The following is a 14,376-nucleotide window of genomic DNA, read 5'->3' on the forward strand; positions in this document are numbered from 1 at the left end:
GAGCCCGCCCGAGTATAGCGACAACCGGTTGTAGCGGAAGGGAATGGGCGCTCAACCAACCAGATCCTCGGGGGTGTTGAGATTGATGAAGGCCCCGGGCTGGTCGGAGAAGTCGACCACGGTCGCACCGATGTCGTGGAACCAGCGGCCGACCGCCAGCGATCCACACGCGAGGTCCGCCTCCAGGCGCGCGGCCAGCTCGGGCCCGAGCAGGGAGAACAGCGGTTGCAGGCGATCGCCGTCGTGGGCGATCGCGGCTGGGGCGTTGCCGGATTCCAGTGTCTGACTCAGGCGTCTGGCCAGGTCCGTTGGCAGGTGCGGGGCGTCCACCGGGACACAGAGCAGAGTGTGCCCGGGGTAGTGCGCCCATGCCGTGGCGATGCCGGCCAGCGGTCCGGGATAGTCCGGGCGGGTATCCGGCAGACAGGGAAACCCCAGCGCGCGATAACGGTCGATATCGGTGTTGGCGCTGATCACGATGGAGTCCACTTGCGGCCGGAGGCGTTCGATCACCTGTTCCACCAGTGGGTGGCCCTGGTACTCCACCCAGCCCTTGTTGCGCCCGCCCATGCGCTGCCCCCGCCCGCCGGCCAGGATCAGGCCGAGTGGCCGATGCATTGCCTTGTTCGTTTGGGATGCGGACATCGGGATTGGGGAATCAGCGGCGCAATAGCCTATGGTTTAGGGTGGGAGTGCGTACCGGGCGAACCGTTGCCGAGTGTACGACGAAACAGGACCGACGGGAGAGGAAGCCCATGAAGCGAGGCGGCATGCGCCTCTGGCGAACCGCAATATGGCTGGCGTTCCTGCTGCTGGGGGCTGGCTGGCTGGCGGTGTCCACACTGGCGGACACCGGGCAACGGCAGGCACTGGTGCTGACCGTGGAAGATGCCATTGGTCCAGCCACCGGGGATTACATCCGCCGTGGTATCGAGCGTGCGGAGGCCGAGGACGCCGAGATCATGGTGCTGATGCTGGATACCCCCGGCGGGCTGGATACCAGCATGCGCAGCATCATCCGCAACATCCTGCAGTCGGATGTCCCGGTGGTTACCTATGTCCATCCCTCGGGCGCCCGCGCGGCCAGCGCCGGGACCTACATCCTCTACGGCTCGCATGTCGCCGCGATGACCCCGGCGACCAACCTTGGTTCCGCCACGCCGGTGCAAATGGGCGGGGGCGGCCTGCCGGGCATGGATCCGCCGGAAGAGGAAGAAGAAGCGGTCGACGAGGCCAACGACAATGGCAACGGCGAGAACGGGGACAACGGCGACAACGGTAATGGCAACGGGGACAACGGCGAGGTCGAGCCGGCCACCGAGGAAGAATTGCTGGACGACGATCCCCCCTCGCCACGCCGGGGCGACGATGCGATGGAGCGCAAGATCCTGGAAGACGCGGTGTCCTACATCCGCGGGCTGGCCGAGCGCTACGATCGCAACGCCGAGTGGGCCGAGGAGACGGTGCGCGAGGGCTCCAACCTGACCGCGACCGCCGCGCTGGAACAGAACGTCATCGACTTCGTCGCGAACAACCTCGACGACCTGCTGGCGCAGATCGACGGCCATACCGTGCGCATGCACGACGGCGAGCGCACGCTGGCCACCGAGGGGCTGGAGATCGTGCGCATGGATCCGGACTGGCGCACCCAGCTGCTGTCGCTGATCACCAACCCGAACATCGCCTATATCCTGATGCTGATCGGGATCTACGGCATCATCTTCGAGCTGGCCAATCCGGGCGCGATCTATCCCGGGGTGATCGGTTCGATTGCGCTGATCCTGGCGTTCTTCGCGCTGCAGGTGATGCCGGTGAACTACGCGGGCCTGGCGCTGATGCTGCTGGGCATGATCTTCATGATTGCAGAGGCCTTCGTACCCAGTTTCGGGGCGCTGGGCATAGGAGGAATCGTGGCCTTCATCGTTGGCTCCATCATCCTGTGGGACGACCCGCAGCTGAATGTGGCGATCCCGCTGGTGGTCGGTACGGCGATCGCCATTGGCATCCTGTCGGTCTGGGTGCTGGGCCGGCTGTTCAGCCTGCGCGGCAAGAAGCCCGCCACCGGCTATGAAGAGATGATCGGCATGGTCGGCGAGGCACGCGAGGACTTCGACCGCAGCGGTCGGGTCTGGGTCCACAGCGAACAGTGGAACGCGGAGACCTCGGCACCGGTCCGCGAAGGTCAGAAGGTGCGCGTGACCGCCATCGAAGGGCTCAGGCTTCGGGTCGAACCCGTGACCGAAGAGGACACCCCGGGCGCTGCGTCGGCCGGCTGACCCGCCGCCGCAAGGCCTACAACCCAGAAGGAGCAGGACATGAACGATCTCGGTTTCTTTGTCGTCCCGCTAGTCATCCTGGTCGCCATCATCGTGATGTCGATCAAGGTGCTGCGCGAGTACGAGCGCGGTGTCATCTTTTTCCTCGGCCGCTTCCAGTCGGTGAAGGGCCCGGGCCTGATCATCGTGATCCCGGGCATCCAGCAGATGGTCCGGATCGACCTGCGTATCATCACCCTGGACGTGCCCAGCCAGGACGTGATCTCGCAGGACAACGTGACGGTCAGGGTGAACGCGGTGCTGTACTTCCGCGTGGTGGATTCCGCCAAGTCGGTGATCCAGGTCGAGGACTACTACGCCGCGACCAGCCAGCTCGCGCAGACCACGCTGCGTTCGGTGCTCGGCAAGCATGACCTGGACGAGATGCTCTCCGAGCGTGACAAGCTGAACAACGACATCCAGGAGATCCTCGACTCGCAGACCGATGCCTGGGGCATCAAGGTCACCAACGTCGAGATCAAGCATGTGGACCTGGACGACTCGATGATCCGCGCGATCGCCCGCCAGGCCGAGGCCGAACGCGAACGGCGTGCCAAGGTCATCCACGCCGAGGGCGAACTGCAGGCGGCCGAGAAGCTGGTGCAGGCGGCGCAGAAGATGGAGTCCAGTCCGGCCGCGCTGCAGCTGCGCTACCTGCAGACGATGTCCGACATGTCGACCAACGGCAACGCGAACTCGATCTTCTTCCCGCTGCCGCTGGAGCTGACCAAGGTGTTCGAGAACCTGGCCGGCAAGTTCCGCGCGGAGAACCCGGAAGCCCCGGGCAATCCTGCTAACCCGGGAGGCAACCCGTAGGCCGAGCACGGGAAGTGACCGTCGCGGCTGTCCAGTCCGACACCCTCGACCGTTTCCTCGACGAACTCTGGGCGGTCGAGGGCCTGTCGGATCACACCCTGGCGGCCTATCGCCGCGATCTGGAGGCCCTGGCGCGCTGGCTGCACGGGCGCGGGGTCGCACTGGAGGCGGCGAGTGGTGCCGACCTGCTGGGATTCGTCAGTGCCCGCATGCAGGCGGGCGCGAGGCCGAAGTCGATCACCCGTGCCCTGTCCAGCGTGCGGCGGTTCTACCGCTATCTGGTGCACCAGGGCGAGCGCGAGGATGACCCCAGCGCCGGGATCGAGTCCCCGCGCGCCGGGCGGCCGCTGCCGGACAGCCTGTCCGAGGGCCAGGTCGACGCCCTGCTGGCGGCCCCGGAACTGGATACCGCGGTCGGCCTGCGCGACCGCGCGATGCTGGAGCTGATGTACGCGACCGGCCTGCGCGTGTCCGAGCTGGTCGGTCTGGAACAGTCCGAGGTGAACAGCCGCCAGGGCGTGGTCCGCGTGACCGGCAAGGGCGACAAGGAACGCCTGGTGCCGCTGGGGGAGGAGGCCGTGCACTGGCTGACACGCTATCTGCGCGAGGCGCGCAGCGAGCTGATGGCTGGCCACCCGCCGGTGGATACCGTGTTCGTGACCCGGCGTGGCCGGGGGCTGACGCGTCAGGCCTTCTGGTATCGCATCAAGCACTACGCCCGGGTGGCCGGCATCGAGGCGCCACTGTCGCCGCATACCCTGCGCCATGCGTTCGCGACCCATCTGCTGGACCATGGCGCGGATCTGCGTGTGGTGCAGATGCTGCTGGGCCACAGCAGCCTGTCGACCACGCAGATCTATACCCACGTCGCACGCGCCCGCCTGCAGAGCCTGCATGCGGAACATCATCCCCGCGGCTGACGTCTACTAGTCCAGTCTTGCGCCGGAATCCCGCGGGCCGCATTTGGTGAGCCTGCTAGACTGGCCCCCTTTTCCTGCACAGCCACGAGAGAGTCCATGTTTGTAAAACGCGCACTGCCCCTGGCCATCCTGCTGGCCGCCTTCACCTCCACCGCCGCTGCGACCGATGCCATCGAGGAACGCATGGCGCAGGTTATCCCCGATGCCGAGATCGACAGCATCCAGGAAACCGGCATGGAAGGGGTCTTTGAAGTGCGTTACGGCACCGAGATCTTCTATGTCTCAGGGGACGGTCAGTATCTGCTTCAAGGCAACCTGATCGATCTCGAAACCCGCGACAACCTGACCCAGGAATCGCTGCGCGGGGTGCGTGCCGACATGTTTGCCGCGATCGACGACGGGGAGCTGGTCGTCTATTCGCCGAACGGCGACACCCGCGGCGTGCTGAACGTGTTCACCGATCCGAACTGCCCCTACTGCCGCGAGCTTCACCAGGACATCCCGCAGTACCTGGAGGCCGGGATCAAGGTGCGCTACCTGATGTTCCCGGTGCTGGGGCGTGATTCCCCGCAGATCATGGACCGCATCTGGTGTGCGGACGATCGCGAGGACGCGATGGATCGCGCCAAGGTCGGCGACAAGCTGGAAGACATCGATGGCAGCTGCGACACCCCGCAGGACATGCACATGGCGCTGGGGCAGCAGCTGAACGTGCGCGGGACCCCGGCGCTAATCACCGAGGACGGCCAGCAGATGTCCGGCTACCAGGAGCCGGAGGCCGTGATCGAGCGGATCATCGGCGGTAGCTGAGCCAGCACCTCCCTGTAGGAGGCCAGCCCTCTGGCCGATGCAGCACCTGCGGGAGCGGGGCTGCCCACGAGGCCCCCGTCCGCGCGGATGGGGCGGCTTGCCTTATCAATACAATAGCGAGGCCATCTGCCGTCGGTACTGTCCGACCAGCGGATGGTCATCGCCCAGCACCTTGAATGCGGCCAGCAGGCCCTTCTGGCCGGCGCCGTCGTTGTAGGCGCGGTGCTGCTTCATCAGTTGCAGGTACAGCCCCAGCGCCTCCTCGGCCCGCCCGGAGAGCATCGCGTAGGCGGCCATCTTCTCCAGCGCCTCGGGACTGGGGTCGCCGGACTGGATCTCCTTTGCCACGGCCTGCGGGTCGATGCCCGCCGCGGTCTTCGCGAATACCAGCCGCGCGCGCAATTCCTTCACCGCGTCCTGTTCGTGCTGGTCCATCGGCAGCTTGTTCAGCTCCGCCTCGGCGGCTTCGGCATCGCCGGACTGGGCCAGTGCGCGGGCCAGCTCGATGCGCAGGTCGCCATTGTCGGGGTCTTCCTCGAGTGCGGCCTTGAGCGTGGCCAGGGCCCCGTCCACGTCGCCGGTCCTGGCCTGTTCACGCGCCTGCTCGAGGATCTTGTCCGAGGGCTTTTCCAGGTAGCGGTCGATCATCGCGCGGATGTTCGGCTCCGGCTGCACGCCCATGAACTGGTCCACCGGCTTGCCGTGGCGGAAGACCATCACGGTGGGCAGGCTGCGCACGCCGTACTGCTGGGCCAGGGCCTGCTGCTCGTCGCTGTTGACCTTGGCCAGGCGGAACTTGCCGGCGTACTGCGCGGCCAGTTGCTGCAGCAGCGGCATCAGCTGCTGGCACGGCCCGCACCAGGCGGCCCAGAAGTCGACCACCACCGGGCGTTGGTGCGACTCGTCCAGTACGGCCTGTTGAAAGCTTTCCTGGGTGACGTCGAGGATGTCCTCGCCGGTTACGCTTGCGGCTTCTTCCATCGGAAACCTCCTGTGAAGGCGGGGATACGGAATCTGCCCTGCATTGTTGGGATCGGAACCGGGATTGCAAGCAGCCTTTCCCCGGCGGGCTTTGGTACGCTGCGCACAGTTCGGCGCACGGGTCGCCGGCAACGTAATACCAGCCAGCCTCGTCATCGCGAGGCGCGCAGCGCCGTGGCGATCTCCGCGGGCGGCCCCGACGCTGGCCCGGACCAACGCCGGGGGTTTCGTTGGGGGGTTGCTTCGTCGCCTGCAGCTCCTCGCAATGACGGTGCATGATGGCCGAGGCCGTGCCTGGCGCGGGGCACGATCCATATCAACAAAGGGGTTTGTGTGAGCTATTCCGCATCCGATATCGAGGTCCTCGAGGGGCTGGACCCGGTGCGCAAGCGCCCGGGCATGTATACCGACACCACCCGCCCGAACCACCTCGCGCAGGAGGTGGTCGACAACTCGGTGGACGAGGCGATCAGCGGCCATGCGAAACGCATCGACGTGATCCTGCACAAGGACGACTCGGTCTCTGTTTCGGATGACGGCCGCGGCATGCCGGTGGACCTGCACCCGCGCGAGAATCGTCCGGGCGTGGAGGTGATCCTGTCCACGCTGCACGCGGGCGGGAAGTTCTCGGACAAGAACTACCAGTTCTCCGGCGGTCTGCACGGGGTCGGCGTGTCGGTGGTCAACGCCCTGTCGCAGCAGCTCGAGGTGCAGATCAAGCGCGACGGGCGCGAGTACCGCATGGCCTTCGCCGGCGGGCACAAGACGCAGGACCTGGAGGCGGTCGGCGAGGTCGGCAAGCGCAACACCGGGACCACGCTGCATTTCTGGCCGGACCCGCAGTACTTCGACTCGGCGAAGTTCTCGGTGCCGAAGCTCAAGCACATCCTGCGCGCCAAGGCCGTACTGTGCCCGGGCCTGACCGTCACCTTCCGCGACGAGACCACCGGCGAGGCCTGCGAGTGGTGCTACCAGGCGGGCCTGCGCGACTACCTGGTCGAGGCCTTGGACGGCCTGGAGCGCCTGCCGGAGGAGCCGTTCATGGGTTCGATGGCCGGCGCCACCGAGGCGGTGGACTGGGCCGTCACCTGGCTGCCGGAGGGCGGCGAGGTGGTCAGCGAGAGCTACGTGAACCTGATCCCGACACCCCAGGGCGGGACCCACGTGAACGGCCTGCGCACCGGCCTGACCGATGCGGTGCGCGAGTTCTGCGAGTTCCGCAGCCTGCTCCCGCGCGGGATCAAGCTGGCGCCGGAGGACGTCTGGGAGCGGGTTGCCTGCGTGCTGTCGTTCAAGATGCAGGACCCGCAGTTTGCCGGGCAGACCAAGGAGCGGCTGTCCTCGCGCCAGGCCGCGCCGTTCGTCTCCGGCGTGGTCAAGGATGCCTTCAGCCTGTGGCTGAACCAGCACCCGCAGCAGGGCGAGCGCATCGCCGAACTGGCGATCCAGAACGCGCAGAAGCGCAGCCGCGCCGGGCGCAAGGTGGTGCGCAAGAAGGTCACCCAGGGCCCGACGCTGCCGGGCAAGCTGGCCGACTGCGCCAGCCAGGACCTGGAGCGCACCGAGCTGTTCCTGGTCGAGGGCGACTCGGCCGGTGGTTCCGCCAAGCAGGCGCGCGACCGCGATTTTCAGGCGATCATGCCGCTGCGCGGCAAGATCCTGAACGCCTGGGAGGTCGACCCGGATCAGGTGCTCGGATCACAGGAGATCCATGACATCTCCGTCGCCCTGGGCGTGGATCCGGGCCAGGCGAGCCTGGAGGGGCTGCGTTACGGCAAGGTCTGCATCCTGGCCGATGCCGACTCCGATGGCGCGCACATCGCCACCCTGCTGTGTGCGCTGTTCCTGAGGCACTTCCGACCGCTGGTCGAGCGCGGGCATGTGTACATCGCAATGCCGCCGCTTTATCGCGTGGATGTCGGCAAGCAGACCTTCTACGCCTTGGACGACGACGAGAAGGCCGGCGTGCTGGAGCGCATCGAGGCGGAAAAGCTGAAGGGCAAGGTCGCCGTGACCCGCTTCAAGGGCCTCGGCGAGATGAACCCGCTGCAGCTGCGCGAGACCACGATGAACCCGGACACCCGGCGTCTGGTGCAGCTCACCCTGGACGCCGCCGATGACACCCAGCAGCTGATGGACATGCTGCTCGGCAAGAAGCGCGCCGCAGATCGCCGCGCCTGGCTGGAAGGCAAGGGCCACCTGGCCGACGTCGCCGTTTAACGAGATTACATGCCAATACATGTGTCCGCGCTCGGACAGTTGCCCGCGGCTTGTGGCGGAACCCGGCCATCCCTTTGGGCTCGATCAGGCGTCATGCCCCAGGAAGCATCACCCATGGAGTCCCCGATGAAATCTCTGTCCCCCATGCGCTGGGTTTTCGGACTGGCGCTGGCCGGCTGTATGGCGCCCGCGCTGGCCAATCCGTATATGACGATGCAGGACCGCGAGATCAAGGCCCTGTCGGCCGAGGAGCAGGAGGGTCTGCTGGACGGGCAGGGGCTGGGAATGGCCCTGCCGGCGGAGTTACATGGCTATCCCGGTCCGCAACACGTGCTGGAGGTGGCCGATCAACTGGACCTCAACGCGGAACAGCAGGCGGAAACCGAGCGGCTGTTCGATGCCATGCGCGAGCAGGCGCGGGAGCTGGGGCAGCGGATCGTCGATCTGGAGCGTGAACTCGACGAGCGCTTTGCCTCGCGCGAGATCACCAGCGACCAGATCGAGGCGCTGACGGTCGAGATCGGCGAGCTGCGTGGGCGGCTACGCCACGTCCACCTGTCCTACCACCTGGAAATGGACGAGCTGCTGTCTGACGAGCAGAAGGAGGCCTACCAGCGTGCCCGTGGCTACGACGAAGATCGGCCCGGTGCGCACGATCATCAGCACGATCACGGCCATCATCACAGCCACTGATCCGTGCCGTACGAGGGCGCGGATCGGCGCCCCGTACTCGTTTAGCGGCGCTTGCGGCGTTTGCGGCGACCGAGCTTGATGCGCTTCAGGGCGGTTTGCAGCTCGCCCTGCGCCTCGCGGGGGATGGAGCCGGAGGCGCGCAGGCGCGCGCCCTCGCGGGTACGCATGGCGGTCACGCGCCCGCGCTGGATCCCGTAGCGCCGGGCGACATCCCGAGCGGTATGCTCGAAGTGCATGGGCACGTCGCCGCGCCGCGCCCGCGGCTTGCCGTCCACGATCTCGAGACTGAACAGGATGCTGGCCTGCCAGATGATCAATGCCGCCGCGGCCAGTAGCAGCGCGATCATCAGCAGTAAGGCGGTGAGCATGGACATGTTGGTCTAATCCGACTCCGGTTCCGGTAGTGCCTCGACCTGGCGGCGAAAGCGCTGGAAATCATCGCTGTCTCGCGCCAGTCCGTCCAGTGTTTCCTCCGGGAGCGCGTCGATGCTTGCCTGGGTGTCCTCGACGCGCTCGCGGGTGGTGGGGTGGGTGGCGAAGAATTGCTCGACCCGGCCGGGGTCGCGGTCGCGCTCGTCCAGCAGGGTCTCGAAGAACGAGACGAGGCCGATGGGGTGGATGCCGGCATCCACCATATAGCCAATGGCGACGTCATCCGCCTCGCGCTCCGCCTCGCGGCTGTAGCCGGCGAATACGCCGGCCGCGCCGACCTGCACGGCGACTTGCTCCGCCGCGCCAGGATCGCGTCCGAGAATCACGCCGTAGACGACGGCAAGCCCCATTTCCGCCTGCTGCGCGCGGCGCCACTGGTCGATGCCATGGCGCTTCACCACATGCCCGACCTCGTGCGCCAGCACGCCGGCCAGCTCGGACATGTCATCGGCCCGCTCGATCAGACCGCGGTAGACATAGATATGGCCGCCGGGCACCGCGAAGGCATTCACGTCGGGCCCGTTGACGACATAGAAGGTGTAGTCGATCTCTTCGCGGTCATCGGCTACCGCCGCGATCGAGCGCCCCAGCGAATTGATGTAGTCGTTGATGGCCGGCTCTTCGACGATGGGCAGCTCCGCGTTCAGGTCCTCGGCCAGCTCCTCGCCCAGCTGGCGCTCCTCCTGCACCGATACTCGTGGTGCGCAGGCACTCGCCAGCACAAACATCCCGGCCAGTGCCAAGACGGCGGCAAGTCGCCCATATACCGCTCGCATCCCGATTGCCGTCATACCATGCCTCTTTCTGGTCGATTGCGTCTGCTCACTTCCCAACATTAGAGGGTTTTGTCGTGGATCGGGAGCCCCGTCACGCCGGCGCACGTCCGGTTCGTGACATTCCGCCCGTTGCGGGTTGCAAGGCACGTCGAGAACCCTTGTGACTGGCGCTTTGGAGCCTGCGGGTCCATAATGTGCGTCAAGCACATAATTGCAGGAATTGTGCAACCGGACGTTTATGGAGGTCGCCTGTGAGTGTCGCAACGATTCCGGCTGCGGAGCGTGCAGATGTCCTGCGCGAGGCACTGGTCAATGCCGGCAAGGCGCTGGGCCTGACCCAGGCGGACCTGGGTGCGGTCGTCGGGCGCGGGCGCACGGACATCAGCCGGGGCAATATCGACCCGGCCAGCAAGCCGGGTGAGCTCGCGCTGTTGCTGATTCGCTGTTACCGCGCCCTGTACGTCCTGACGGGTGGCGATCCCGCTGCGATGAAGCACTGGATGCACACGCGGAACCACCACACGGGTGGTGTGCCGGCCGAGCAGATCCGCACGGTGCAGGGGCTGGTCGGCGTTCTGGAGTATCTCGACGCGATCCGCGGCAAGCTTTGAGTCGGCGCACTGCCATGCCGGACTGGAATGCGCTGGTGGCAACGGCGCCGCGCGTCACGCTGCGTGGCGAGGTCCTGCGCCTGGTCGAGAGCCAGGAGCAGGTGGCCACCAACCAGCTTGTCTCCTCGCTCGACCGCCAGGCCGTACTGGAAGAGATGCTGGAGGCCACCAAGCCGCCCCTGCGCCCGGGTACCGAGCGGCTGCACTATCTGCTGGCGACCCCGTTTCGTTATCCACCACTGCGCCACGGTTCGCGCTTTGGCCGGCGCCATGAGCCCAGTCTGTTCTATGGTGCCCTGCGCGAGCGCACCGTCCTGGCCGAGGCCGCTTACTACCGCTTCGTCTTCTGGCACGGTATGGCCACGCCGCCGGCGCGCAAGCTCGACACCCAGCACACCCTGTTCGCCGCCCGCTATCAAAGTGCTGACGGTCTGCGGCTCCAGGAGCCGCCATTCGCGCAATACGCGGAGCGATTGCGCCACCCCGCCGACTATCAGGCCACCCAGGCCCTGGGGGCGATCCTGCGCGAGGCCGGTATCGAGCTGTTCGAATACACATCCGCCCGCGATACCGCGGGTGGCCTGAATCTCGCGCTCTACAGCCCGCGTCCATTCACCCGCAACAAGCCTGCACGCCAGGATCCCTGGCTGTGTCAGCTCACCGCCGAGCACGTCCGCTTTCTCAAGCCTGGCGATGGCACATTCCACGACTTCCCGCTGACCCGGTTCCTCCATCAGGGTGGGTTGCCGCTACCGGCCTGAGTGTTGTTCCCGGGCGCTGTGGTCCGGTCGCCACGGGTGATCGCGGCTACCGTGGTCCGCTTTCCAGCAGTATCTGGTTGGGGGTGGACTCGCCGAAGAACTCGGCCCTGAACTCCTGGCGGGCCCGAATGCGATGGTTGGTGCATTCGACCATCTGGGCCTGGGAGTCCCAGCTATCGCAGCCTTCCGGGACCTCGTACTGTTCGACGAAGGCGCGCTCGAACGCGCGTTCTCTGCGCGCTTGCTGTGCCTCGCGTTGTCGGGCGGCTTGCTCGCGCTGGCGCTGGATCTGCAGGCGTTCCTGACGCTCGTGCAGCGCGTCGACTGCCGGGGTGACGAGCCGTTCGGCGGTCTCGGCCTGGATCAGGCCCAGGCGCTCGAGCATGTTGTTCACCGCCCGGATTTGCATGTGGTAATGCACCAGGTACGCCAGCGCCAGTACGAACGCCAGGATGAGCCCGACCAGCAGGAGCTGCTTGCTGCTGCGATCCAGCAGCGCTTCGGGGGTTGCGCGTCCTCTCTTTGTCCGCTTCCGCCGTGGTGGCCCGTCGCGGTCGTAATTGCGGTCTGATAGTCCCATCGGTGCAGTCCTTCGCGCTCTTGTTGCCGGGCTGAAAAGCCGGTTCGGGAAACCTTACCGAATTTCGGCGTATGCCGTGTCGGGCGGGTTGGCGCGAGGCAGGGCTATTACCGAAGCGAGCGGATTCGTTACGGTGTCGAGTCCAGAGAAATGGATGCGACGGGAGCGATGACCATGGGGTCGACCACCAGGTGCGAACTGGATGAGCTGGCGACGCGGCTGGAGGCGTTTGTCGAGGAGCGCGACTGGGCGCAGTTCCATTCGCCGAAGAATCTCTCGATGGCGCTGGCAGGCGAGGTCGGCGAGCTGATCGAGCACTTCCAGTGGCTGACCGAGGAGCAGTCGCGCGGCCTGTCCGGCGAGGCGCTGGAGGAGGTCCGGTCCGAGATCGCGGATGTGCAGATCTATCTGCTGATGCTGGCCCGCAAGCTGGACATCGATCTCGTACAGGCCGCGAACGACAAGCTGGAAACCAACGCGAAGAAATACCCGGTGGACAAGGCGCGTGGCCGCGCGCGCAAGTACACGAACCTGTAAATCGTTCTTCGTCCCGCCGGGAGGCGTATGCGGAGAGAGTCGTGACCCGCATCAAGATACCGGGCCTTTGCCGGCCTGATAATGTTTTTGTCCGCGAGCGCCTTGCCGCGGTTACCCGACTGCATGACGAAGGAGACACAGCATGAGTCCCTTGGAAGGAAAAGTGATCGCAATCACCGGTGGCGCCGGTGGTATTGGCGAGAGCACGGCGCGCATGGCGTACGAGCAGGGTGCCAGTGTGGTGATTACCGATCGTGAGGCCGGGCCGGTCGAGGCCATTGCCCAGTCCCTGGGCGAACGGGCGGTGGGCCTGGCCGTGGACGTCACGCGGCGCGAGGACAACGAGCGCATGGTCGCGACCGCGCTGGAACGTTTCGGGCGCCTGGATGGCGTGTTCCTGAACGCCGGGATCGAAGGCGAGGTCGGCCCGTTCGACAGCCGCTCGGACTCGGCCTGGGAAAAGGTCTTCGCCGTTAACGTGCATGGCGTGCGCTTGGGCGCGGAGGCGGCCCTGCCGGCCCTGCGCCGTGGCAATGGCGGCAGCATCGTGATCACATCCAGCGTGGCCGGGCTGCGCGGCGCCGTCGGCCTCTCGCCGTACGTGTCCAGCAAGCACGCGGTGGTGGGTATGATGAAGTGCCTGGCCGCCGAGCTGGGACCGGAGAACATCCGCGTCAATACGCTCAACCCCGGGCCCGTTGCCAACCGCATGATGCAGTCCATCGAGGAGCAGGCGAACCCGGGCCACGCCGACGAGGTGCACAAGTCCTTCGAGGCCCGGATCCCGCTGGGCCGCTACGTCAGCAACGAGGAATGCGCTGGGATGGCGGTATTCCTGCTGTCCGACGCCGCCTCCGGCTGCACCGGGAACACCTACGTCGTCGACGGCGGCCTCTGCTCGCAGTAGTCAGCCGGGGTGCGCCATTCGTTATCGTGCTGCGCGCCCCGCAGGGGCCGCGGCAACCTGTCGGTCGAGCCCCAGGCGGGGCTCCGGGACTTACGCCGGAAACCCGCATCAGCGCCCCACGCAGTGGCTCGCAAAGGCGAAGGCGTCGTTCATCGTCCATTGGGCCTGGGGCGTGTTGGCCATGGCCTCGCACGAGGCGGGACCACCTGTTTGTCATGCCTCAGGCGGCATCCTGCAGTCGCTCGATCAGGCGGAGGGCATCCTGTGGCGCGGCCCCCTCGGCATCGTTGTCGAAGTAGACATGCACCTCGCGCCCCTGTGCTATCCACTCGCGCACCCGTCCGGCCCAGTGCTCCAGCAGGCGATCACTGTAGGCCGAGGCATAGGTGCGCGTATGGCCGTGCAGCCGGCAGTAGGCCAGCGGGCTCGTCACCGCCTCCCAGCACGGCCAGTCCGGGGCATCGGACTGACAGATGCCGACACCCGCCGCCTCCAGCTGCTCCGCCACCGCATCGCTGAACCAGCTGACGTGGCGGAACTCGATCGCGTGGCGTACCTCCGGCCAGCCTCCCAGCGCGGCGGTAAACGCCTCCAGACGTTCGTGGTTCAGACGGAAGTTCGCCGGTAGCTGCCACACCACCGCCCGCAGCCGCGCGCCCATCGGCTGCATGCGTTCGCGCAGCAGCCGAACCGAATCCGCGGCGTCCTTCAGCCGGCGGATATGGGTGACGTAGCGGCTGCCCTTGATCGCGAAGCCGAACTCGGGCGGCACCTGGTCGGCCCAGCGCTGCACGGTGGACAACTCCGGCAGGCGGTAGAAGGTGCCGTTGATCTCCAGCCCGGTGAAGTGGCGCGCGCAATGCGCGAGCCATTCGCGTTGCGGAATCCCGCAGTAGAAGTCGTCCTTCCACCCGCGGTAGTTCCAGCCGGAGGTACCGATATACGCGCGAGCCAACGGTCACCCTCGTGGTTGGCCTGACACGAGTGCAGGCGTCCCGTGCGGTTCATCCCCAGGCA

16 protein-coding genes and 1 pseudogene are annotated in these 14,376 nt (G+C 66.5%); 10 read left to right on the forward strand and 7 right to left on the reverse strand.

Annotated features, from left to right (window positions below):
* Positions 1-51 precede the first annotated feature (51 nt).
* Entirely contained in the window at positions 52-618 is a 567-nt protein-coding gene (gene mobA / locus C995_RS0109795; protein ID WP_018864768.1) for a molybdenum cofactor guanylyltransferase MobA, read from the reverse strand.
* Positions 619-755: 137 nt separating this feature from the next.
* Between mobA and C995_RS0109800 the strand changes: the two genes are divergently transcribed.
* From C995_RS0109800 to C995_RS0109815, 4 genes are all read left to right on the forward strand, one after another.
* Complete coding sequence (locus tag C995_RS0109800) at positions 756-2,276, forward strand: nodulation protein NfeD (RefSeq protein WP_018864769.1); 1,521 nt, start codon at positions 756-758, stop codon at positions 2,274-2,276.
* A 39-nt stretch (positions 2,277-2,315) separates the two neighbouring features.
* Positions 2,316-3,131, forward strand: coding sequence for a slipin family protein (locus C995_RS0109805; protein WP_018864770.1), 816 nt, complete (start codon positions 2,316-2,318; stop codon positions 3,129-3,131).
* Between the two features lie 14 nt (positions 3,132-3,145).
* Positions 3,146-4,051 (forward strand): site-specific tyrosine recombinase XerD, encoded by a 906-nt coding sequence (gene xerD, locus C995_RS0109810; protein WP_018864771.1) that lies wholly within the window; start codon positions 3,146-3,148, stop codon positions 4,049-4,051.
* 96 nt (positions 4,052-4,147) lie between these two features.
* Positions 4,148-4,861 carry a DsbC family protein gene (locus tag C995_RS0109815; RefSeq protein ID WP_018864772.1) on the forward strand — a complete coding sequence of 238 codons (714 nt, stop codon included), beginning with the start codon at positions 4,148-4,150 and terminating at the stop codon, positions 4,859-4,861.
* A 105-nt stretch (positions 4,862-4,966) separates the two neighbouring features.
* Here the strand turns inward: C995_RS0109815 and trxA are convergent, their stop codons facing one another.
* The gene (gene trxA / locus C995_RS0109820; RefSeq protein ID WP_018864773.1) at positions 4,967-5,842 is read right to left on the reverse strand and encodes a thioredoxin; all 876 of its coding nucleotides are present in this window, start codon (positions 5,840-5,842) and stop codon (positions 4,967-4,969) included.
* A gap of 333 nt (positions 5,843-6,175) precedes the next feature.
* Here trxA and parE point away from each other — a divergent pair, with 333 nt between their 5' ends.
* Both parE and C995_RS0109830 read left to right on the forward strand, forming a co-directional pair.
* Positions 6,176-8,062, forward strand: a complete 1,887-nt coding sequence (gene parE, locus C995_RS0109825) for a DNA topoisomerase IV subunit B (protein WP_018864774.1) — start codon at positions 6,176-6,178, stop codon at positions 8,060-8,062.
* Positions 8,063-8,188: 126 nt separating this feature from the next.
* A complete protein-coding gene (locus tag C995_RS0109830) occupies positions 8,189-8,755 on the forward strand; it encodes a Spy/CpxP family protein refolding chaperone (RefSeq protein WP_026279053.1) in 567 nt (188 codons plus the stop codon).
* Between the two features lie 41 nt (positions 8,756-8,796).
* Here the strand turns inward: C995_RS0109830 and C995_RS0109835 are convergent, their stop codons facing one another.
* Together C995_RS0109835 and C995_RS0109840 are read right to left on the reverse strand one after the other, a co-directional pair.
* A complete protein-coding gene (locus C995_RS0109835; protein ID WP_026279054.1) occupies positions 8,797-9,123 on the reverse strand; it encodes a DUF3634 family protein in 327 nt (108 codons plus the stop codon).
* Between the two features lie 12 nt (positions 9,124-9,135).
* Positions 9,136-9,978 (reverse strand): M48 family metallopeptidase, encoded by an 843-nt coding sequence (locus tag C995_RS0109840; protein ID WP_038070671.1) that lies wholly within the window; start codon positions 9,976-9,978, stop codon positions 9,136-9,138.
* A 236-nt stretch (positions 9,979-10,214) separates the two neighbouring features.
* Here C995_RS0109840 and C995_RS0109845 point away from each other — a divergent pair, with 236 nt between their 5' ends.
* Both C995_RS0109845 and C995_RS0109850 read left to right on the forward strand, forming a co-directional pair.
* Positions 10,215-10,574, forward strand: coding sequence for an MbcA/ParS/Xre antitoxin family protein (locus C995_RS0109845; protein ID WP_018864778.1), 360 nt, complete (start codon positions 10,215-10,217; stop codon positions 10,572-10,574).
* A gap of 14 nt (positions 10,575-10,588) precedes the next feature.
* On the forward strand, positions 10,589-11,335 hold the full coding sequence (locus C995_RS0109850; protein WP_018864779.1) for an RES family NAD+ phosphorylase: 747 nt from the start codon (positions 10,589-10,591) through the stop codon (positions 11,333-11,335).
* 46 nt (positions 11,336-11,381) lie between these two features.
* Here C995_RS0109850 and C995_RS0109855 read toward each other — a convergent pair whose 3' ends face one another.
* Positions 11,382-11,801 (reverse strand): hypothetical protein, encoded by a 420-nt coding sequence (locus C995_RS0109855; protein ID WP_051075147.1) that lies wholly within the window; start codon positions 11,799-11,801, stop codon positions 11,382-11,384.
* A gap of 264 nt (positions 11,802-12,065) precedes the next feature.
* Between C995_RS0109855 and C995_RS0109860 the strand changes: the two genes are divergently transcribed.
* Positions 12,066-12,452 (forward strand): nucleotide pyrophosphohydrolase, encoded by a 387-nt coding sequence (locus C995_RS0109860; protein WP_018864781.1) that lies wholly within the window; start codon positions 12,066-12,068, stop codon positions 12,450-12,452.
* Positions 12,453-12,594: 142 nt separating this feature from the next.
* Positions 12,595-13,359: an SDR family NAD(P)-dependent oxidoreductase gene (locus C995_RS0109865; RefSeq protein ID WP_018864782.1), complete on the forward strand. Its 765-nt coding sequence runs from the start codon at positions 12,595-12,597 to the stop codon at positions 13,357-13,359.
* A 108-nt stretch (positions 13,360-13,467) separates the two neighbouring features.
* Here C995_RS0109865 and C995_RS14025 read toward each other — a convergent pair.
* A pseudogene (locus C995_RS14025) lies at positions 13,468-13,566 on the reverse strand (DUF3012 domain-containing protein); the annotation flags it as partial.
* A gap of 13 nt (positions 13,567-13,579) precedes the next feature.
* Positions 13,580-14,314, reverse strand: a complete 735-nt coding sequence (locus tag C995_RS0109870; RefSeq protein WP_018864783.1) for a DUF72 domain-containing protein — start codon at positions 14,312-14,314, stop codon at positions 13,580-13,582.
* Between the last annotated feature and the right edge of the window lie 62 nt (positions 14,315-14,376).

This window comes from Thioalkalivibrio sp. ARh3 (assembly GCF_000377265.1).
GTDB lineage: Bacteria > Pseudomonadota > Gammaproteobacteria > Ectothiorhodospirales > Ectothiorhodospiraceae > Thioalkalivibrio > Thioalkalivibrio thiocyanoxidans.